This is a genomic window from Marinomonas profundimaris (assembly GCF_000508165.1).
GTDB lineage: Bacteria > Pseudomonadota > Gammaproteobacteria > Pseudomonadales > Marinomonadaceae > Marinomonas > Marinomonas profundimaris.
On sequence record NZ_AYOZ01000060.1, the window covers coordinates 186842 to 207434 of the forward strand.

General features: G+C 43.3%; 22 protein-coding genes. All 22 read right to left on the minus strand.

Annotated elements, in window-relative coordinates:
• Positions 1-7: 7 nt before the first annotated feature.
• The 22 genes from D104_RS35215 to D104_RS35320 all read right to left on the minus strand — a co-directional run bounded on the left by D104_RS35215 (position 8) and on the right by D104_RS35320 (position 20575).
• Positions 8-499: a chemotaxis protein CheW gene (locus D104_RS35215; protein WP_024025385.1), complete on the minus strand. Its 492-nt coding sequence runs from the start codon at positions 497-499 to the stop codon at positions 8-10.
• Positions 500-535: 36 nt separating this feature from the next.
• Positions 536-1396, minus strand: coding sequence for a chemotaxis protein CheW (locus D104_RS35220; protein WP_024025386.1), 861 nt, complete (start codon positions 1394-1396; stop codon positions 536-538).
• A 9-nt stretch (positions 1397-1405) separates the two neighbouring features.
• The gene (locus D104_RS35225; protein WP_024025387.1) at positions 1406-2179 is read right to left on the minus strand and encodes a ParA family protein; all 774 of its coding nucleotides are present in this window, start codon (positions 2177-2179) and stop codon (positions 1406-1408) included.
• A 69-nt stretch (positions 2180-2248) separates the two neighbouring features.
• Complete coding sequence (locus tag D104_RS35230; RefSeq protein ID WP_024025388.1) at positions 2249-3067, minus strand: flagellar motor protein MotB; 819 nt, start codon at positions 3065-3067, stop codon at positions 2249-2251.
• The gene (locus tag D104_RS35235; protein ID WP_024025389.1) at positions 3060-3797 is read right to left on the minus strand and encodes a flagellar motor protein; all 738 of its coding nucleotides are present in this window, start codon (positions 3795-3797) and stop codon (positions 3060-3062) included. Before D104_RS35235 ends, D104_RS35230 begins: the two co-directional genes overlap by 8 nt.
• Complete coding sequence (locus D104_RS35240) at positions 3797-4861, minus strand: protein-glutamate methylesterase/protein-glutamine glutaminase (protein WP_024025390.1); 1065 nt, start codon at positions 4859-4861, stop codon at positions 3797-3799. The genes D104_RS35235 and D104_RS35240 overlap by 1 nt, the downstream gene beginning before the upstream one ends.
• A 26-nt stretch (positions 4862-4887) precedes the next feature.
• A complete protein-coding gene (locus D104_RS35245; RefSeq protein WP_024025391.1) occupies positions 4888-7125 on the minus strand; it encodes a chemotaxis protein CheA in 2238 nt (745 codons plus the stop codon).
• A gap of 12 nt (positions 7126-7137) precedes the next feature.
• The gene (locus tag D104_RS35250) at positions 7138-7914 is read right to left on the minus strand and encodes a protein phosphatase CheZ (protein ID WP_235075963.1); all 777 of its coding nucleotides are present in this window, start codon (positions 7912-7914) and stop codon (positions 7138-7140) included.
• A 21-nt stretch (positions 7915-7935) separates the two neighbouring features.
• A complete protein-coding gene (locus D104_RS35255) occupies positions 7936-8316 on the minus strand; it encodes a chemotaxis response regulator CheY (protein ID WP_456085358.1) in 381 nt (126 codons plus the stop codon).
• 55 nt (positions 8317-8371) lie between these two features.
• Positions 8372-9109 carry an RNA polymerase sigma factor FliA gene (locus D104_RS35260; protein WP_024025394.1) on the minus strand — a complete coding sequence of 246 codons (738 nt, stop codon included), beginning with the start codon at positions 9107-9109 and terminating at the stop codon, positions 8372-8374.
• A 97-nt stretch (positions 9110-9206) separates the two neighbouring features.
• On the minus strand, positions 9207-10496 hold the full coding sequence (gene flhF / locus D104_RS35265) for a flagellar biosynthesis protein FlhF (protein WP_024025395.1): 1290 nt from the start codon (positions 10494-10496) through the stop codon (positions 9207-9209).
• A gap of 101 nt (positions 10497-10597) precedes the next feature.
• Positions 10598-12718, minus strand: coding sequence for a flagellar biosynthesis protein FlhA (gene flhA / locus D104_RS35270; RefSeq protein WP_024025396.1), 2121 nt, complete (start codon positions 12716-12718; stop codon positions 10598-10600).
• A 37-nt stretch (positions 12719-12755) separates the two neighbouring features.
• Positions 12756-13892, minus strand: a complete 1137-nt coding sequence (flhB, locus tag D104_RS35275) for a flagellar biosynthesis protein FlhB (RefSeq protein ID WP_024025397.1) — start codon at positions 13890-13892, stop codon at positions 12756-12758.
• On the minus strand, positions 13885-14667 hold the full coding sequence (gene fliR / locus D104_RS35280) for a flagellar biosynthetic protein FliR (RefSeq protein ID WP_024025398.1): 783 nt from the start codon (positions 14665-14667) through the stop codon (positions 13885-13887). The genes flhB and fliR overlap by 8 nt, the downstream gene beginning before the upstream one ends.
• Positions 14667-14936, minus strand: coding sequence for a flagellar biosynthesis protein FliQ (gene fliQ, locus D104_RS35285; RefSeq protein ID WP_024025399.1), 270 nt, complete (start codon positions 14934-14936; stop codon positions 14667-14669). Before fliQ ends, fliR begins: the two co-directional genes overlap by 1 nt.
• Positions 14937-14938: 2 nt before the next feature.
• Entirely contained in the window at positions 14939-15676 is a 738-nt protein-coding gene (fliP, locus tag D104_RS35290) for a flagellar type III secretion system pore protein FliP (protein WP_024025400.1), read from the minus strand.
• Entirely contained in the window at positions 15673-16047 is a 375-nt protein-coding gene (gene fliO, locus D104_RS35295; protein WP_036201447.1) for a flagellar biosynthetic protein FliO, read from the minus strand. The genes fliP and fliO overlap by 4 nt, the downstream gene beginning before the upstream one ends.
• Before the next feature lie 54 nt (positions 16048-16101).
• Positions 16102-16563 (minus strand): flagellar motor switch protein FliN, encoded by a 462-nt coding sequence (gene fliN, locus D104_RS35300; RefSeq protein WP_024025402.1) that lies wholly within the window; start codon positions 16561-16563, stop codon positions 16102-16104.
• A 1-nt stretch (position 16564) separates the two neighbouring features.
• The gene (fliM, locus tag D104_RS35305) at positions 16565-17539 is read right to left on the minus strand and encodes a flagellar motor switch protein FliM (RefSeq protein ID WP_024025403.1); all 975 of its coding nucleotides are present in this window, start codon (positions 17537-17539) and stop codon (positions 16565-16567) included.
• 4 nt (positions 17540-17543) lie between these two features.
• Entirely contained in the window at positions 17544-18062 is a 519-nt protein-coding gene (locus D104_RS35310; RefSeq protein WP_024025404.1) for a flagellar basal body-associated FliL family protein, read from the minus strand.
• A gap of 116 nt (positions 18063-18178) precedes the next feature.
• Positions 18179-19879, minus strand: coding sequence for a flagellar hook-length control protein FliK (locus tag D104_RS35315; protein WP_024025405.1), 1701 nt, complete (start codon positions 19877-19879; stop codon positions 18179-18181).
• Positions 19880-19903: 24 nt separating this feature from the next.
• Positions 19904-20575 (minus strand): hypothetical protein, encoded by a 672-nt coding sequence (locus D104_RS35320; protein ID WP_235075965.1) that lies wholly within the window; start codon positions 20573-20575, stop codon positions 19904-19906.
• Positions 20576-20593: the final 18 nt, after the last annotated feature.

Sequence of the window (20593 nt, forward strand, 5' to 3'; positions counted from 1 at the left end):
TAATTACTTACATTGATCCGACTTCAGACCAATCATCTTCTGATAACAGCTTATCAAGATCGACAAGAATCAATAAAATATCATTTTTATGACAGACCCCTTGAATAAATTTCGAGGACTCATCATTACCAACGTTTGGTGACGCTTCAATTTCAGACTGACGAAGGTAAACAACTTCTGATACCGCATCCACCAAAATCCCAATGACATGACCTTCCACTTCAAGGATCATGATTCGAGTGGCGTCTGTGATTTCACCTGAAGGCAAATCGAATCGCTGACAAGTGTCTATTACTGTCACGACCGTACCACGCAAGTGAATAATACCTAATACAAAATTAGGTGCTCCAGGCACGGGCGCAATCTCAGAGTATCGCAGCACTTCTTTCACTTGCATAACATTGACGCCGTAGATTTCATTTTCTAAGCGAAAAGTCACCCATTGCAACATTGGATCTTCTGATTGATTTGCTGTTTTTAACGCTACGCTGGTTGCCATTACACATCTCCCAAGATCACAACGTGACCACTACAATTATTTTAGCGTATTCTTAAACCCATTTTTCGGGTCATCTAACAATTCTATAAAACCTTGTACATCCAGTATGGCACACATGTGGTCAATTACTGTACCTGCTAACCAAGGACGCTTACTTCGATCACTTCGCCATTTTACTTGCGACGGTTCCAAAGTGATTGCTTCGGCAACACGTTCACAAGCCACGCTCCAATCAGAGCGATCGAGCTGAATCACAAATTTGAAGTTTTCTTTTAACTCACCGTCATAATGATTAGGCATTACCCACAGTGCAGTATCTACAGTTCTAAGGTTAAAATCACCAACATTTGCCACCCCCATAAACCAATCGGGTTGACCAAAAATAGTGGTTACTTTTTCTTTTCCACTTTGAAAAATGCCACCTAACTCAACCAAAGGCACGGCCATTTTCAAGCCACCGACATAAAAAAGTAAACATTCAAATCGACCTGTCGCCCACGGCAATGGATCTGTCTTAGAAATCTTTTTTACTGGCTCTGGCTCTGGCTCTGGCTCTGGCTTTGGCTCTGGCTCTTGCTCTGGCTCTGGCTTTGGCTCTGGCTCTTGCTCTGGCTCTGGCTGATCAATGCTCGGCGCGTCATCATCCATTGACAAGTCATCTGTGTTCTCAGTAATTGCATCTTCAAAATCTTTGAAGGATGCATCCAAACTAGACTGTTCATTTTCACTAAAGTCAGAATTAGCTGAATCAGGGCTTAATAAGCCGGTATCTTGAGTGTCTTCGACAGATTCAGCAGACGTCTCTGTTGTCGCTTCTTGCAACAAGTCATCAAGGTAACGCTGGACCGCCATTTGAGGCCCAATTAACGTCTGCTCTTTATTCTTTGTTTCTTTCATAAACTATTACTATCCCGCTGGGTTCAGCAAAGAATCCATCAGACTTGCATATGCTTTAATACCTCGAGCATTAGGGTCTAGTGCCGAGGGTGCAATGCCTGCTGTACTAGCATCTCTTAATTTTGTATCGACTGGTATAACAGAATGCCACACCAATTCTTCATACGTATCTTTTAAACTACGCAAACTTTTATTTGATGCCTGAGTTCGCCTATCAAACAGCGTAGGAACAATCAAAAATGGCACTGGACGTTTTCTAGCACGATTTATCATCGTCAGAGTTCGAACCATTCGCTCAAGGCCTTTGATTGCCAAAAACTCGGTTTGAACTGGAATGACCAATTGTTGACAAGCAGCCAAAGCATTAATCATCAACACACCAAGAACCGGTGGGCTATCGATTAAAACATAATCGTAGTCGTCCCATAAAATAGCCAGCGTTTTGGAAATCACCAACCCCATGCCACCTTGAGCCTGGGCATGACGTTCTAATGTTGCCAAAGCGGTAGAAGCGGGCAACAACGATAAATCAGGGTGCCCTGTTTCCAGAATCAATGAGGCGGGTAAATCTTCTGGTATTTTCCCTGTTGCCTGGAAAAGGTTATATGCACTCTTCTCAATAGAATCTGGATCAAAGCGAAAATAACTGGTCAATGATCCATGTGGATCAAGATCGATCATTAATACTCTATTACCTGCGTCAGCCAACAACCCTGCTAAGGAAACCACTGTGGTCGTTTTGCCAACGCCGCCTTTCTGATTCGCCACTGCCCAAATGTGCACTCTGAGTCCCCTGATGTCCTATGCTGTTATTTTGCTTACGAATTCTTTGCAATCATATAGAATAACACGCTACTTAAACAAGTAATCATAGAGATTATCAGCCTCTCGCTTACTAATACGCAATATTACACGTCGATTTTGTTGACGCGCGTAGTCATTCGTATTTCTCACTTTTGGGTGTTCACTTGAAAAGCCTATGGGCGCAATCAGTTTAGGATCTACCCCTCTGTAAACCAGCTCATCAACAACCGATGAAGATCGCAAACTAGATAGATGCCAGTTTGAAACCAAACGCCTTGAATTCACAGGCAAGTCATCCGTATTACCTTCCACTAAAATGACAGACGGGTGTGCCTTAAGAATATTTGCAACCAATATAAGTAATGCAACAGCTTCATTGGTTAAGTCATATTCACCTTGACCAAAGAGTAGACCAGACTTCAGCTCCACACTCACCCAATCCGCCGACTCTGTTACTGATATTTGACCTGTTGTATGTAAACCAGAAAATTGATTTTCCACCACTTGGCTCAATAAATCATAAACAGCCGACGATGTCGTTTCTTCTATGGTCGGTGGGGCCGCTGGAATAGGCTTAGCCTCAACGACTTCAATATCTTTTGGCTCACCAACAATAGGTTCTCCGATATTGATAGGTTTAATCGATTTTTGCACGGCTTCAAATACACCATGAAGCGTTTCTTTCAAACGCTGTTCATCACCCATATTTTTTAATGATAAAGAATAGAGCGCCACAAAAAAGGCAAAAAGTAGTGTCATGAAATCTGCGTAAGACAATATCCAACGATCTCGACCCTGCCCGTTCGAAGTAAGCGATTTTTTCGCTATCAGACGACGCTTTGATGGCCGAGTTGGAGCATCATTCATAGGCATTGAGCTCTAACTCTAATCTATAAGGGTGCTTACCAGTGGCGATACCACAGATACCATCAATCAGTAATTGATGGTAAAGCAATTCTTTTTCTACATAACCCGTTAATTTCTGAGTAATAGGAAAGATAACCAGATTAGCAAAACCCTGGCCATAAAGTGTCGAAACAAACGCCACTGCAATCCCATGCCCCAATGCTTCAGGACTGTCTAAATTTGCCATGGCTTGAATCAATCCTATTACAGAACCCATAATGCCGAGTGTCGGTGCGTAACCACCGATGGATTCTATAAATGAAACACTTTTCATTCGATTATCGTAAATACGAACCGCATCATCATGAAGTCGATCTGATAACTGATCAGGATCCGTTCCATCAATCGCCATTTGAAGTGCACGGCTCGAAAAGTGACTGCCGAGTGCATCAACATCAGATTCTAAAGCAAGTAAGGATAACCTGCGCGCCTTATGGGCTAGATTATTTAATGATGCACGAGCGGAATTTAAATCATATACAGGAGGAAAAAGACTCCACTTAATCAAAATAAGAGCCCGAACGGCCTCTTGAATACTGCTTTGGATTAATGTGGCGCCAAAACTACCAAAAATAACGATGATAGCGGAGGGCAAGTTAAGAAGGAGGACAACTTCCCCCCCACCTAACCAATTAGCAAGAAATACCGAACTAAAGGCAATTAAAAGGCCAGCTAAAGTAACAAAGTCCATTAGCTAACCTCACGTGCTATACGCTCACCAATATGTTCAAGGTCAATAATATCATCTGCCAAATTGGCTTTCTCTATAGCCATTGGCATACCATAAATAACGCAAGACTCTTCACTTTGAATCCAAACTCTAGAGCCTGAACTTTTTAGCATTCGAGCACCCTCACGACCATCTACACCCATACCAGTCATAACAACAGATAATACTTTGCCCGGATAGCACTTGGATGCAGAACCAAACGTGACATCCACAGAAGGCTTATAATTCAGCCGCTCATCGCCATCCAAAATACGGACACAACCACCATTTCGAGGGTCAATCATCATCTGTTTCCCACCTGGAGCGAGTAATGCAACCCCGGCTTGAAGACGATCACCATCTTTCGCTTCTTTTACTGTGATCTGACAGATATTGTTTAAACGTTCTGCAAAAGCGCCCGTAAAAGCAGCAGGCATATGCTGAACGATCACAAGTGGCGCAGCAAAATCTTTAGGTAGCTTGCTTAATACAGCTTGCAATGCCATTGGTCCACCTGTTGATGTACCAATTGCAATAAGACTTACCCGTTTTCTTACGCGAGGAATAATAACGCCTCGCTCAGTCACTATGGGCTTAGGAACCTCTCGTGGCGCCAAGGCTTCAACAGGCTTTCTGCTGCCCGCCAATCGAGTCCTTGCAACCGCCAAAACTCGCTCAACTAATGCTCGTTTAACCACCGTAGAATCACGAGAAATATCCTCGAAATTCTTCGGCATAAAATCAACAGCACCTGCCTCTAAAGCATCTAGAGTGACTTTTGCCCCCTCATGAGTTAATGAGGAAAACATAAGCACTGGTGTCGGCTTGATCTCCATTATATTCGCTACAGCGGCGATACCATCAAGCACTGGCATCTCGTAATCCATAGTAACAACATCAGGAGATAAAGACTGTACCTTATCTATCGCTTCGCGACCGTTGTTGGCGGTGCCAACAACGGTTAAGCGAGGATCTGCTTCGAAAATTTCAACAAGACGACGTCTAAAAAAACCAGAGTCATCAACAACCAGTACCTTTACAGGCATATCACATCCCCTAAATGAAAACCTTACTACCTTGATGCATAATTTTTAAGCATACTAGGTACATCCAGAATCAATGCAATACGACCATCACCGGTAATTGTTGCCCCAGCCACACCAGGTGTACCTTGCAACATTTTTCCTAATGGTTTTATAACCACCTCTTCCTGACCCACTAACTGATCAACAACAAAACCAACTTCATTCATGCCAACTTGAACCACAACAACATGAGCTTCAGCCGGTAAATCATCCTTACCGCTTCCTTTAACCAACCAACTTTTAAGATGGAAAATAGGTAAAGTTTTACCTCGAATAACAACGACTTGCTGACCATCTACAATATTGGTTTTCTTCAAATTAAGATGGAATATCTCATTAACACTAACCAATGGGAAAGCAAAAGCTTGGTCGGCAAGAGTCACCATTAAAGTTGGCATGATGGCCAGAGTTAATGGCACCTTAATAATAAAGCGTGAACCTTGACCCAGAACCGATTTAATTTCTAAAGTACCATTTAATTGAGATATTTTGGTTTTCACCACATCCATCCCAACACCACGGCCAGAAACATCGGTAATCTCTACTTTTGTAGAAAAACCAGGTGCAAAAATCAGGTTAAACGCTTCTTCATCAGATAATCGATCTGCAGCATCAGCGTCCATCAGCCCCTTATTAACAGCGATGCCACGAAGGTGGTCAGCATCCATACCAGCACCATCGTCATCAATCGACAACAATATATGGTCACCTTCTTGTTCGGCAGATAAAATAACCGTACCGACACGAGGTTTACCTTTGGCTTCGCGTGCATCAGGCCCTTCAACACCGTGATCGACTGAGTTTCTCACCAAATGGACTAGTGGATCAGCCAATGCCTCAACTAAGTTTTTATCCAAATCCGTGTCTTCACCACGAAGAACAAGGTTAACCTCTTTCTTCATGTTACGAGCTAGATCTCGAACAACTCGAGGGAATCGCCCAAACACTTTTTTGATTGGCTGCATACGCGTTTTCATTACCGCGTTTTGCAAATCTCCCGTTACAACATCAAGGTTTGATACCGCCTTCCCCATCGATTCATCTTCACTTTGAAGACCTAATCGAACTAGGCGGTTTCGAACAAGCACAAGCTCACCGACCATGTTCATGATGTCATCTAATCGCTTAGTATCAACTCGAACTGTGGCTTCTTGAGTAACAGGCGCATTGGCTGTTTTTTCTTTGGCTGGTTCAGGCTCAGCCGCTTTAGGTACTGGTTTAGCCACAGGTTTGGGTGCAGCTTTTGGTTTGGGTGCTGCTTTTGGTTCAGGCTTAGGTGCAGCTGGTTTCTCTGCTTTTTTAGCCCCATCCTTTTCCTGCAAACTATCTAAAAGAGATTCGAATTCATCTTCTGTAATCAAACCAGACTCTGCACCGGCCGGCGCACTGCCTTCCGCTTTCTTAGAATCTTTTGGCGATTTATCTTTCGCCTTACCAGATGAGTCATCTTCACCATGAAGCTTATCAAGTAATTGCTCGAATTCGTCTTCTGTTATTTCATCAGAAGACGCAGAAGTTGGCCCAGCTTTTTCCGCTGGCTCATCCTCAGCACCAGGAGCACCACTACCATGAAGTTGATTTAATAAAGCGTCAAACTCATCTTCAGTGATTTCATCATCCGTTTTTGGTGCTGCACCACTTGTACTTTTAGGTGCAGCGACTTCAGCAGGAGAATCCCCTAACGCGTCTAATAACGACTCAAACTCATCATCAGAAATATCAACTGGCTCATCCGCATCCGAAGCACTGTCTGCAGCGCTCTCATCGACAGAAGAATCAAGTGACTCTTCAGAAATCTCTTCTTCACTTTCATCACCAGCAAGCTCTTCCGCTGTAGGAGGTGTTGCATAAGCACTCAGTGCTGCAATCAACTCTGGTGAAGCACGTTCAGGTTCACCACCAGCACGGACGACATCAAACATTTCGTTTACAGCATCAAGTGCCTGCAAAACAATATCCATTAGGTCAGAGTCTATTTGACGCTGCCCATTTCTTAAAATATCGAAAACGTTTTCTGCATAATGACAACAATCAACCAAAGCAGTTAATTGCAAGAAACCCGCGCCACCTTTTACAGTATGGAAACCACGAAATATTGCATTAAGCAGTGGTTTATCTTCAGGGTTATTTTCCAAATCTACTAATTGCTCGGAAAGCTGCTCTAGAATCTCACCAGCTTCTACCAAAAAATCCTGTAGAATTTCTTCATCGACCTCGAAACTCATCCTCAGCTCCTTCTAGAAACCAAGACTTGATAGCAAGTCGTCTACTTCGTCTTGACTATTCAGTACTTCAGGGTTGTTTTGTTTATTAATAGCTGGGCCATGTCCACGAGTGTCATCGTGTTCAGACTCTTTCTCTGTATGTTCAATTCCGGAGATACTATCAACGCGTCCAGCAACAGCAACGAGATGTACAAGTTTTTCTTCTACGTCTCGAATTAAATCATTCACTCTAGCGATCACTTGACCTGTTAGGTCTTGATAACCTTGCTCTAGAAGAATTGTGTTGAGGTTTGAATGCAAGGTGGTGGCACTTTCATCCGCATAAGCTAAAAATATATCTATGCGTTTGTATAAGCTTCGAAACTCTTGTGGCGTTAAATCACGTTGAATTAAACGACTCCAATCCTTCCGTAACTCTCTAGCCTGCCCCTGCAACTCGCTTGCTACAGGAACACTACTATCGACCATGTCCATGGTTTTATTGGCGGCAGCACTAGTCGTCTCAATAACATAATTTAATCGATCAGATGCATCGGAGATTTTAGTAGAAGAATCACCTCCGCCTTCACCAACGACCAAATCCATTGAATCAACTTGAAAATCACGAATAGCGTCATGCAAACTTCGCGTCAAACACCCCACTTCGTTATAGAAGCTAGTATGACGTGCTTCACTTAACTCTTGGATTATCTTAATAGCACCACTAAAATCCCCTGTTTCCAGGTGATTCAGAAGCTCTACCGCACCGTCTTTTACTAGATTTTCAAATTCCACTAGTCCGGACCCCAATACATTTGACATCTAAAGCCCTTATTTTGCAGCGTCTATTCGTTCGAATATTTTCTCAATTTTTTCTTTGAGAGCAACTGCGGTAAAAGGCTTAACAACATAACCATTTACGCCCGCTTGTGCAGCAGAGATAATTTGGTCACGCTTAGCTTCTGCCGTTACCATAAGAACAGGGATACTTTTCAATTTTTCATCAGCACGAACCGCACGAAGCAACTCAATACCTGTCATACCCGGCATATTCCAGTCGGTTACAAGAAAATCGATTGACCCAGCTTGAAGTATAGGTAACGCAGTCGTTCCATCATCCGCTTCAACTGTATTGGTAAACCCTAAATCCCGTAGTAAGTTTTTAATGATTCGTCTCATTGTCGAGAAATCATCAACAATCAGGATCTTCATGTTTTTATCCAATGCACCCTCCACACCCCAAAGGTAATATTTCAAAACTCATAATTTAATCTCGCCAATCACTTAATCGAGCTCGCAATCGCATAGCCGCTTGGCTATGAATTTGACTGACTCTTGATTCACTGACACCTAAAACAGCACCAATTTCTTTTAAGTTCAACTCTTCATTATAATAAAGAGATAAAACCATTTTTTCCCTTTCAGGAAGATTATCAATTTCTTCTGCTAGTTGACTCTGAAACCCACCTTCTTCTACCAAAGAATAAGGCGTATTTTCAAATTCTGAATCAACATATTCTAAATTAGTTGTATCAGAATCCAGCATTTCTTCATAGCTAAATAACTGAGTCGACATAGAAGAATGAATCATTTCATGATATTCATCCATGCCAATTCCCATATGAGCGGACACTTCCATATCGGAAGCTTCTCGCCCTAATTTAGCCTCTAATTCTTTAATTGCGTTGGTAACAGCCCGTCCATTTCTTCGAACAGAACGCGGCGCCCAATCCGTTTTTCGCACTTCATCCATTATGGATCCGCGAATACGGATACCCGCATAGGTTTCAAAGCTAGCCCCTTTGGTAGACTCAAAGCGCTTATACGCTTCGATCAAACCCATCATGCCAGCCTGAATTAAATCATCAACATCCACACTATCCGGCAAACGAGCCAATAGATGGTAGGCAATTTTTTTCACTAAATACCCATATTGCTCAACAATCGCATCAATCGAAAGTGTCGCTTTTTTAGAGTATGTGTTGTATCCATTTTTGGTCTGCATAAAGTATTCTAAGCAACCTTTACCATTTAAGTTAGTTGCGCTAAACAAACTGTACTACATAGTTCAACGTAACGCTTTCAGTAATAACATAATTTTACTAACTACCATACTTTAGTGACCCATAAAGCTGACTGTAATGCTCAGCTGTATAAACAGCGCGGCTAATTAAGTTATGCGCTCTAGCAGGTTCAATATCATCCGGTATACGCTGCCCATCTGCTATATAAACAACAGGCAAGCCTTCTTCAATAACTACACTAATCGCCTCACCAAGTGAAGCAGATTCATCCAACTTACTCAAAACACATCCATCCAATTGAACTTGCGAGTAAACATCGACAACCGTTTTCAAAACTTGCCTTTGACTCGTACAAGGCAGCACAAGAATCTTCTTTAAACTCGCACGCGCTCGCTTCATCATCAAAAGCTGCCGCTCTAGATTCGAATCTCTTGGATTCATTCCGGCAGTATCAACAAGAACCAAAGAATAATGCGCGTATTTTGCCAGCACTTCATTCAAATCTGAATATTCATTAACCACTTCAACTGGAACATTTAAAATACGACCAAAAGTTCTTAACTGTTCATGGGCAGCGATACGATAACTATCCGTCGTTATTAAAACCACACCGTCAGAGCCATGTTTTAAAACATGCTGAGCCGCTATTTTACCAATGGAGGTTGTTTTGCCTACGCCTGTTGGCCCCATGAAAGCAATACACCCCTTAAGCTCAGATGAACTAGAACGAACCGGAATATAATCTGCTAAATGAGCAAGAAGACGATTCCAGTCATCCTCTCTCCCCTTTAAATCAATATCGTCAATTAATCTAGAAATAACAAAATCCGATAAACCCAACCCCTTTAGCTTTTCACGGGCACGCTGCTCAACAATATTAACTTTGGAGTCAGCCTGAACGGCATCTTGCTGGCGCTGCTCCAGCATAGCACGGACATTTTTAAGCTCTAGCTCCATTTCACGCAACTGCTTAGCACTGTCGTTATTTCGTATAGACAACGCCTCTTCTACACGTGGATCTTCTTTATCTTCCGCAAGTGGCGGCATATTAAATTGTGGAGAAGCGTTTTGATGAGTCGGTTCAGAATGAGGAGCAGTAACCTTGGGAGCCGTTTGTTGCTTCGCTCGTTCAATACGTTCTAAATAATCTGAACTGGGGTCTGCGTACTGCTCAGCACGAGGAGCAGAAGGGCGCTTTGAAGCCATACTGGAAGGCAAAGAACCGTCATAATCTAAAGCGGCAACTATCTCTATCTCACCGGTAGGCAGACGCTGATTTGACAAGATGACCGCATCAGGGCCTACCGCATCACGAACCTTCCGTATCGCTTGCCGCATGTCAGGTGCTCGAAACCGCCTAATTTGCATGAATAACTCAATCCTTCCAGTTTATTTTTCTTACAAATCCATAGCTTACCGGAAAGATTCTAATAAATATAGAGACATTCCACCACCTAAATAAACAGTTTCTATTGTCCGATGACCCCCACTACAGTGATGCGTTTATGATCAGGGACTTCTTGATATGAAAGAACAGACATATTCACCATACCATAACGCATAAAACGCGCCAACATAGGACGAATCGGAGCAGAAACAATCAATATTGGCGTATTTCCCATCGCCTCCTGCTGCTCTGCAGATTGACGAAGCGATGTTTGTAATTGTTCAGCCATTTGCGGCTCTAAAATAAGCGCCTCTTCATTCTTGATACCAGACTGCTGACTTTGCTGAACTGTCTGCATGAGCATTTTCTCCAACTGAGGTTCAAGCGTTAACACTGGAATCTCTTCAATGCCATCGGCTAATGTTTGGATAATGAGTCGTGACAATGACGTACGAACAGCAGCCGTTAGTATCATAGGGTCCTGAGTCTTGGGCTGAACCCCCATTATTGATTCAGCAATAGTCCGCATATCCCGAAGAGGAACCCCTTCAATCAACAAGTTCTGCAAAACCTTGAGAAGCACACTTAGAGGAACGGTATTTGGCACCAACTCTTCAGCCAATTTAGGGTTATATTGCTTCAATAGACTTAACAATTGCTGAACTTCATCATGTCCAATCAATTCATACGCATGCTTGTGCATAATCTGGTTAATGTGAGTAGCGACCACTGTACTCACGTCAACAACGGTATAACCAAAAGTCTGAGCCTGATCCCTTTTCTTAGGGTCAATCCAGACCGCATCCAAACCAAAAGATGGATCCTTCCCAGCAATACCGTCGATTATTCCAAACACCTGACCAGGGTCAATGGCTAAATCCTTATCTGGATGCACTTCCGCCTCAGCCAAACTAACTCCCATGAGCGTCACTCGGTATGCATTCGGCATTAAATCCAGATTATCTCGAATATGCACACTCGGCACCAAAAAGCCCAAGTCTTGAGATAGCTTTCGACGCACACCTTTAATGCGGGCCAACAACTCACCACCTTGGGTTTTATCCACCAGCGGTATCAAACGATAACCGACTTCCAAACCCAACATATCAACAGGCGCCACATCATCCCAACTGAGGTCTTTCACCTCAGCCGGCATTGAACTGTCTGCAGAAGCCTTGCTCGGGCCAGTTTTCTTTCCCTTCTTCGATTTTTCTTTCTTTCGATATTCAAGAAAGTATGCAAGCCCACCTAAACACGCAGCCAAAGATAAAAAGGAAAAATGAGGCATACCAGGGACAATACCCATGATCGTCATAACACCTGCCGCTACATACAACGCCTTCGACGACCCAAACATTTGTCGTACGATTTGCGAGCCCATATCGCCAGTTTCATTGACACGGGTAACCATAATAGCGGCCGCAGTCGAAAGCATAAGTGACGGCAACTGCGCCACCAAACCATCACCGATGGTTAACAGCGAATATCGCTCGATCGCCTCAGAGAAAGACAAATCATGCTGAGCCATACCGATAGCAAGACCGCCAATAATATTGATACCAAGTATCAACAGGCCTGCAATCGCATCACCCTTAACAAACTTCGAAGCACCATCCATTGAGCCATAAAATTCAGCCTCAGACGCAATCTCAATACGACGCTCTTTCGCTTGCTCAGCATCGATCATACCGGCATTTAAATCTGCATCGATGGCCATCTGCTTACCCGGCATCGCATCCAGTGTAAAACGGGCACTCACCTCAGAAATACGCCCTGCCCCCTTTGTTACCACGGCGAAGTTAATAATCATCAAGATAGAAAATACGACAAAACCAACAACGTAGTTCCCTCCAATAACCACTTCACCAAAGGCCTGGATCACTTTACCAGCCGCATCACCACCCTCATGCCCATTCAACAGGACCACTCGTGTTGACGCTACGTTAAGTGCAAGTCTCATCAAGGTAGATACAAGCAAGACCGTTGGAAAAACAGCAAAATCTAACGGTCGCATTGAATAAATAGCGACCAAGAGCACAACAATAGCCAGAGCAATATTAAACGTAAAAAGCACATCCAATAAAAACGCAGGAATGGGTAAAATCATCATCGCCAAAAGCGATAACAACAATATAGGAATACCTAGATTCCCACTAAATATACCTTGAACCTGCCCTGCAAGCCGACCGCGGTCAAAATTCACGCAAAATCCCTATGAAAGAAAAAAATACAACACATGATCAACCACCGTCCCACTGAAACTCATCAGGTACATCTAAATTAGGCATGGCGTCAGGTCGAGGCGCACCCGTACGAGCATTACGCAGTTGATAAACATAGGCCAATAACTGAGCCACCACTTTAAATAACCCCTGAGGTATCTCCTCACCAATCTCAGTATGGTGATACACAGCCCTAGCTAAAGCCGGGGATTGTATCACAGGGATATCATAGTGATTGCCCACTTCACGAATTTTCAACGCTATGAAATCGCCACCTTTAGCAAGCAATACTGGCGCGACACCACCCGTTTGATCGTATTTTAAAGCCACGGAAAAATGTGTTGGGTTGGTAATAATCACATCAGCATTTGGAACATCAGACATCATTCTATTCATGGCGGCCTGTCGTTGCATTTGACGAATTCTTCCCCGCACCAGAGGATCACCCTCCTGCTGCTTAAATTCATCCTTAACTTCTTGTTTGGTCATTTTTAGCTTTTCTTTATGTGACCAAACCTGGAAAGGCACATCGATAGCCGCAATGAGTGCCAAAGCGAGCGTGACAAAAATAAACGACCAAACAACAATATCAATACCATGCGCAATCGCCAATTGAATGGACTGGAAGGTCAACCCCAAGGTCTCCGGCAAAAAATAATTCAACACAACCGTGGCAATAACACCGACAAGAGTCACTTTGGCAATCGCTTTTAGAAGCTCAACCAATGACTGAACCGAAAACATTCTTTTCAGCCCAGCAATGGGATTCATTTTACTCAACTTGGGTGTCAAAGGTTCCCAAGAAAAATTCAAACCACCCAAAGCAATACTGCCGATAACCCCTGCTGCTGCCAACACAGACATGAGCAACACCATAGAATCCATCATTGTGACGATAGACTCATAAAGGTGAAAAACCATGCGGCTCAGGTCAAACATGTCTGACCTATCCATCACAAAATTAAAATCAAACAACAGCGCCAAATCACGTGCCAACAATGTTCCCGTGCCATACAAAGTGGCGGCAGCAACGATCAATAACAACGCAGAACTAAGGTCCTTAGATCGAGGTAAATTCCCCTTATTACGAGCATCCTGTAGTTTCTTACTACTGGCCCCTTCGGTTTTTTCACTACCGTCTTCATTCTCAGCCATTTAAATGAATCCCCCACGACACCTTCATCCAATCAATAAGTTCACCAAAGAACAACAAATAGATGCTTAAAAACTCATCCAACATAACCCAGAAAAAAAACAAAGAAAATAGCATGATAATTGGGAAGCCAAGCGCAAAAATATTCAATTGAGGAGACGCTTTTGCGACCACGCCAAATGACAAGTTAATAACCAAAACAGCAATGGCCAAAGGCAATACAATGAGCAGCGCTTTTTCAAACATCCAACCACCCAACAACACTAACTGCCAGTATCTTTGACTGTCAAAACCGCTGCCAATTGGCCAATAATTAAAACTCTCCGCCAAATATTCAATCATCACAAGATGACCATTTGTCCCTAGAAAAGCCAGCGCCACCATAGACAAGTAATACTGCCCCAACGTCGCGACCGAAATACCATTCGCCGGATCATTCGACATGGCAAAACCAAGCCCCGCCTTCATTGCAGCCAATTGCCCCGCGAGCGAAAACAGCTGAAAAAGGATAGTAATAACAAAGCCCAACACAAAACCAATCACCAATTGCTCTGCGATAAGCACAATGTAAGCAGGGGAAATAGGGTCATAATTAGGAACATCAATAACAGGTGTTATAATAATGGCAACAAGAAAGGAGAAAGCAATACGAACGCGCGGACTAACTAGGCGACTACCAAACAAAGGCAGCGCCATAAAAAAGGCGCCAATGCGAAAAAAAGGCAACAAGAAACTGATCGTTAAGTTTAAAAGCTGATCAGGATGAATCTCTAGCATCAGCCTATTATCATAGGAATATTAATGAACAAATTGGTCGTGAAATCCATCAACTTCATTAAAATCCACGGCCCTAACTGCATAATAACAAGTATGGTAACTATCAACCTCGGCAGAAAAGACAATGTTTGTTCATTTATTTGCGTTGCGGCTTGAAACACACTCACAATCAAACCCACCATCAAGCTTGGCACCATGACGGTTCCAACAATCAAAACAATTAAATAAAACCCCTGCCCATAGAGATCCAACACCACTTGTGGATTCATAATTAAATCCCGAAACTCGCCGCCAATGTACCCATAATCATAGACCAACCATCAACCATGACAAAAAGCATAATCTTAAAAGGCAATGAAATAATAATAGGGGACAACATCATCATACCCATTGCCATCAACACACTGGCCACTACCATATCGACAATCAAGAAAGGAATAAAGATCATAAAACCAATCTGAAACGCCGTCTTCAATTCACTGGTGACAAACGCCGGCATAAGAATCGTAAAGGGAAGCGTTTCCATGGACTGTATTGTCCCTTCCTTTCCCGCCAACTTAACAAAAAGAGCGATATCATCCTCTCTTGTTTGAGCCAGCATAAAATCTCTAACAGGAACAGAAGCCGCCTCCACCGCTTGTATCGATGTCATCTCTTCCTTTAGGTAAGGCTGCAAAGCAACTTCATTCACCCTATCTAAAGTTGGCGTCATAATGAACAGTGTCAAAAACAACGCCATACCGATCATAATCTGATTTGATGGTGTCTGCTGCAAACCAATTGCCTGACGCAATATCGCCAACACAACAATAATTCGAGTAAAGGCCGTCATCATCATCAAAGCCGCTGGCAATAAAGTCAGCGCCGTCATGATAAAAAGTATTTGTAATGAAACCGTATAATCTTGACTGCCGTCAGCGTTAGTAACCACCTTCACTGCAGGTAAACCAACTTCCGCCCACGACATAGCAGGACTAAGCAACAGCAGCAACAGAAAAAATCGAATCACGCCGCACCCTCATTATTCTTATGATCAGCGGCATTTTCTCTATCCACTTCCTCCAACATAGAAGCAAACGAATTGGCTTTAGAAGGAAAGCTTTTTAAATGAGAGATGGTATGAGACGTCACACCAATCAGTAAGCGCTCTCCCTCCACCTCAACCAACATAAGCTTTTCTTTTGCCCCCAAAGACTGGACATGAACAACCTTAATATCTGATTGACCCAACTTCATTTGAGCAAACTGGAACCGTTTCATTAACCAAAGGCAGGCAGGTATAAAAGCGATAACAAAAACCAAAGAGACAACAACCTTCCAGACAGAGGAAGTCGCAGACACTTCTTGCACACCGATCGCATACAAATGAGGAACAGCCATGCAAAGCATGGCTGTGAAGGTAAATCTAGTAAAAAAAGAAGATTTCAATTGGCACTACTTCAGTCGTCTAATACGCTCACTCGGGCTTACAACATCCGTCAAACGGATACCATACTTGTCATTCACTACAACCACTTCACCATGCGCGATCAACGTACCATTTACCAATACGTCCAACGGCTCACCAGCAAAGCGATCAAGCTCAACAACAGACCCTTGAGTTAGCTGCATTAAGTTTCGAATTGCTATTTCCGTGTTACCCAATTCCATAGAAAGGACAACAGGAATATCCATAATCAAATCAAGATCAGAACCAACACCACCGCTAGGCACAGAAGGGTTCGTAAGCGTCTCTAACTTAACAGGCTCAACATCCTGCTCTGTCATTGCTGCCGCCCACTCGTCTTCAAGCCCCTCGCCTTCACCTTCTTCGCCGGCTTCGGTCATTGCCGCCGCCCACTCATCCGCTAAATCGTCGTCCATTCCTGCTGCGTCGGGATTTTGCTCTTCTGCCATGCTATTTCGTCACCTTCGTCTTAAAACTTTCTTCCATCTGCACCGAATAGTGCTCATTACTCATACCCAACTTACCTTTAAAAGTCGGAACATTGTTCGCTCTAACGGTAACAAATTCTGGCATTTCTATTGGAACGACATCACCCACTTTGAATTTCATCACTTCACCCAATGGAATTTTTCGATTCGCTACGTTAACCGTTAAATTAACATTAATGTCTTTTACATCTTGCTCTAGTGACTTACCCCAGCGATCATCTTTCTCATCCACATCACTCTGCACACCAGCATCAAGCAATTCACGCACAGGCTCAATCATAGAGTAAGGTAAAGTAATATGAAGCTCACCGCCACCGCCGTCCAGCTCTATATGAAAAGTGGATACGACAACCACCTCACTCGGGCTAACAATATTTGCCATCGCAGGGTTTACTTCGGAACTAATATACTCAAGTTCTAATTTTAATACTGGCGCCCACGCTTCGGTCAAATCGACAAAAACCTGCTCCAACATCAATTGAACAATTCGAATCTCGGTCGGTGTAAATTCACGCCCCTCGATTTTAGCGTGTCGACCATCTCCACCAAAGAAGTTATCTACCAACTTAAACACGAGCTTCGCATCAAGAATAAATAGTGCCGTACTTCTCAACGGTCTAAATTTCACCAAATTCAAACTGGTAGGAACGTAAAGCGTATGAACATACTCACCAAACTTCATTACTTGCAGACCACCAGATGACACATCTGCGGTACGACGAAGCATGTTAAATAAGCTTATTCGTGTATAACGAGCGAAACGTTCATTTATCATTTCCAACGTGGGCATACGCCCACGGACAATGCGCTCTTGACTCGTAATATCATAAGATGCCACACCATTGGCATCTCGATTGTCTTCTTCAGCAGGTTTTTCATCTGCGCCATGTAAAAGCGCATCAATTTCGTCCTGCGATAACAGATCCTGAGCTGACATAATATTACTGCATCACAAAGTTAGTAAATAACACACCATCAATACCACCTTGACCAGTTTCCTGCTCGAGAATGCCATTAATTGCGTCAAGAGCAGCCTGCTTTAGCGCTATTTTTCCTTCTGCAGTTTGAAGTTCGTCAAATGATTGACTAGAAAAAAGCAGTACTAAGCTATTCCGTATCAAAGGCATATGAAGTGTTACCGCATTAATTTGATCTGTATTTTTTGATTTGACCGACATATTAAGTTGAACATAGCGCTGTTTACCGCCAACCATTAAGTCAATCGTAAATGCAGGGTCCATCGCTAAATAGATAGAAGGTTCTTTAGCCAATGCCGCCGCTTCGGCTTCAGCAGATGCCGCTGGGTCAACATCACTAGGCCCACTAAACAGAAAAAAGTACGCTGCAGCACCGCCACCACCCAACAAAACCAAAAGAAGAGCGACGATAATTATAAGCTTTTTCTTACCGCCAGACTTTCCATCTTCTTCACCGATATCCAAACCATCTTCTTCAGCCATAACTTCAAACCTTAGGTATAAAATTTCTTCTGCAGGGCATAATCCACACCCTTAATACATACATGATCCTCTATTCTACAAAGAATCAGGCATAGCACCATCAATTTCTCGAAAGTTTAAGCATAGTAATCAACACCAGAAGCAGAAACATACGATAAATTATTTGATATCAGCTCCTCATCAATGTCATCAGCATCCGCTATACCTTGTCCAGAAGGGTTACCTTGATAATTTTCTCTATCCTGTGCACCAGATGCATCACGCTGTGACACATCAACATCCGCTCGGCTTAAATCCATCCCCTGCTGAGCCAGCATATCCCGTAAACGCCCCATTTGACTCTCCAATAAGTCTCGAGCCTGAGGGGTGGCAGCAACAAAGCTAACCTGAGTATTGGAGTCACTATCGACAGACACCTTTACTGTCAAACTACCCAATTCTGGCGGATCTAATCTTATGTGTGCTGTATGGCCACCATCACGCGCTACCCAAGCAACTTTTTGACTCATTTCACTTGCCCAACCTGGGTGACTAGGCGGTAAATTCATCGTTAAATTCGCTTGCGCATTAGGAGATAAACCACTAGAAACAGCGGCCGCCATACCTGCAGCACGATTCACATTATTACCTAAAGAGCTATTCAAACCACCGGTAGCAACATCGTCGGCAGCCGCGCTATCCACTTGGGCCGACATACGACCAAGCATTGCCTCTTGTTCTTTTTTACGTAATTCAATTGGCTCATTCACCAGAACACCATCATCACCCAATAGGGAGTCAGCTGACTCTGCGGCCGCACCTTCTGTGTCGGCATTAACAATAGCACCCTCTGACAAGATTAGTGGTGATACGTCAGAACGGCTACTTTTACTGAGCATTCCCGCAACGCCCGCCGCGGCAACCGTCGTTTTAGCACTCTCTATAGCCACGCTTTCGCTCGAATTTACGGGCGCTGCTTTCATTTCGCCTCCCATTTGAGACAGAACCCAAGACAGCTCACCATCCATTTCAACATTACCTTCGGCTTGCAGCGATTCGATATAATCTTTCGCCGAATCAGATAGCACGATTGGGGCTGCTGAATAATCCGTTGTATTTAAATTACTCGAGTTACTTCGCTTTATTGCATCAAGCCCCACTACACCCGCACCAACAACTGGAACAGTGGCCTTTTTAGATTCATTTGTCGCTACGGCACTCTGAACTGGCGCTACATTGAGCTCAGTAGAAGCATCACCCCCTAAAACAACCTGCCCTTCAGCACCTAAAACATCCGTACTTAACGCTTCACCTTGTTCGGCTGCAGGCACACTTAGCACTGTGTTAACATCCCTCTCTAAAGAATCAGCAGAGACAGGATAAGCATCAGAATTAACAAGGCCAGCAGAAAGCCCCATGGCTGGCAGCTCAACTCCGTCATCAGATCCCTCAACAGGCACTGTGTTTGAAGGTAAATCTTCGCCATTGTCCTGCAATGTTTTGCCGCTACTTTCTGATGATGCCGCTACTAAAGCAACCGAATTTTCATCAATATCTGATGCATCTGAAGAGTCAGCCTCACCTTGCTGCTTATCATTGACTGGCACACTGTGCTTATCAGACACTTTCGTTACAGATGACACATGGTCGGATGTTGGCGAACTTTCTGCAGTGGATGCACTAGCAGTAGATGCTTTACTGGTATTTAGAGTTTCTTTGGCTTTGTTGAAGTCGTCTGAAAAGGCCTCTCCTTTTTTAGAGGGAGCCTGAACAAAGGGGGCCTTTTTAGGGGGGACACCTGAAGATAAAGATAATACTGAATTTGAATCTGCGCGCATAATTTCCTCCAACGATAGAGAGGACTATGCAATAGAAGGGCCAACCTGATTTTCTAAACCTACTTGCCAGTGATAATGGGCCTTGACGGCACTACCTCCCTTAGAAAACTCCAATTTATAACAAAGCTGATCCAATAAAGCCAAGCCGCGATTATAAAGTAGTTCTGTATTGGATATGTCGTAGTTAACACTCTTAAAATCAAACCCTGAACCACTGTCCTCTACATACAAAATAAGTGATCGGTTGTTTTTATCAGAGGTCACTTTTACAGAGATTTTGACGTAGCCATCTTTGAGATTGGCCAAACTATGCTCTCTTTCTTCATAATATCGAGAAAACCCATCGCTGGAGTTTTTCTTATCTGAGCTTAATTTCAGCACACCATGCTCAAGAGCATTCGAATACAACTCCGAAAGAATCATAAAAATCTGACTAGAAAAGCTGCTCAAACCCGGCACTGTGGTGAGAATTTGTAGAACATAGGGCAATGGATCTGTATTACGCAGTGAGTCTGCATTCAATAGATATTCAAACGAAAAATCTGCAGGCGCCTCATCATGACCACTAGCAACATCAAGATCCGATGAATCAATACCTATATTTGAATCCAAACGAACACAAAGGCATGAAATATCATCTTGCGGATTTTCTAAAACCCCCTGCCGCTCTAATTGATCTGTCAACTGTAGTGGCATAGTTAATTTGGCCATCTA

What these genes read in the sequence shown, in the direction of transcription:
- D104_RS35310 (WP_024025404.1), bottom strand. Translation starts at nt 18,062, where the DNA reads ATGGCTGAAGAAGATGGTTTGGATATCGGTGAAGAAGATGGAAAGTCT.
- D104_RS35220 (WP_024025386.1), bottom strand. Translation starts at nt 1,396, where the DNA reads ATGAAAGAAACAAAGAATAAAGAGCAGACGTTAATTGGGCCTCAAATG.
- fliR (WP_024025398.1), bottom strand. Translation starts at nt 14,667, where the DNA reads ATGCTAGAGATTCATCCTGATCAGCTTTTAAACTTAACGATCAGTTTC.
- D104_RS35245 (WP_024025391.1), bottom strand. Translation starts at nt 7,125, where the DNA reads ATGAGTTTCGAGGTCGATGAAGAAATTCTACAGGATTTTTTGGTAGAA.
- D104_RS35260 (WP_024025394.1), bottom strand. Translation starts at nt 9,109, where the DNA reads ATGCAGACCAAAAATGGATACAACACATACTCTAAAAAAGCGACACTT.
- D104_RS35320 (WP_235075965.1), bottom strand. Translation starts at nt 20,575, where the DNA reads ATGCCACTACAGTTGACAGATCAATTAGAGCGGCAGGGGGTTTTAGAA.
- fliQ (WP_024025399.1), bottom strand. Translation starts at nt 14,936, where the DNA reads ATGAATCCACAAGTGGTGTTGGATCTCTATGGGCAGGGGTTTTATTTA.
- fliM (WP_024025403.1), bottom strand. Translation starts at nt 17,539, where the DNA reads ATGTCAGCTCAGGATCTGTTATCGCAGGACGAAATTGATGCGCTTTTA.
- D104_RS35215 (WP_024025385.1), bottom strand. Translation starts at nt 499, where the DNA reads ATGGCAACCAGCGTAGCGTTAAAAACAGCAAATCAATCAGAAGATCCA.
- flhB (WP_024025397.1), bottom strand. Translation starts at nt 13,892, where the DNA reads ATGGCTGAGAATGAAGACGGTAGTGAAAAAACCGAAGGGGCCAGTAGT.
- fliN (WP_024025402.1), bottom strand. Translation starts at nt 16,563, where the DNA reads ATGGCAGAAGAGCAAAATCCCGACGCAGCAGGAATGGACGACGATTTA.
- D104_RS35255 (WP_456085358.1), bottom strand. Translation starts at nt 8,316, where the DNA reads ATGAAGATCCTGATTGTTGATGATTTCTCGACAATGAGACGAATCATT.
- fliO (WP_036201447.1), bottom strand. Translation starts at nt 16,047, where the DNA reads ATGGCTGTTCCTCATTTGTATGCGATCGGTGTGCAAGAAGTGTCTGCG.
- D104_RS35235 (WP_024025389.1), bottom strand. Translation starts at nt 3,797, where the DNA reads ATGGACTTTGTTACTTTAGCTGGCCTTTTAATTGCCTTTAGTTCGGTA.
- D104_RS35240 (WP_024025390.1), bottom strand. Translation starts at nt 4,861, where the DNA reads ATGCCTGTAAAGGTACTGGTTGTTGATGACTCTGGTTTTTTTAGACGT.
- D104_RS35315 (WP_024025405.1), bottom strand. Translation starts at nt 19,879, where the DNA reads ATGCGCGCAGATTCAAATTCAGTATTATCTTTATCTTCAGGTGTCCCC.
- flhF (WP_024025395.1), bottom strand. Translation starts at nt 10,496, where the DNA reads ATGCAAATTAGGCGGTTTCGAGCACCTGACATGCGGCAAGCGATACGG.
- D104_RS35230 (WP_024025388.1), bottom strand. Translation starts at nt 3,067, where the DNA reads ATGAATGATGCTCCAACTCGGCCATCAAAGCGTCGTCTGATAGCGAAA.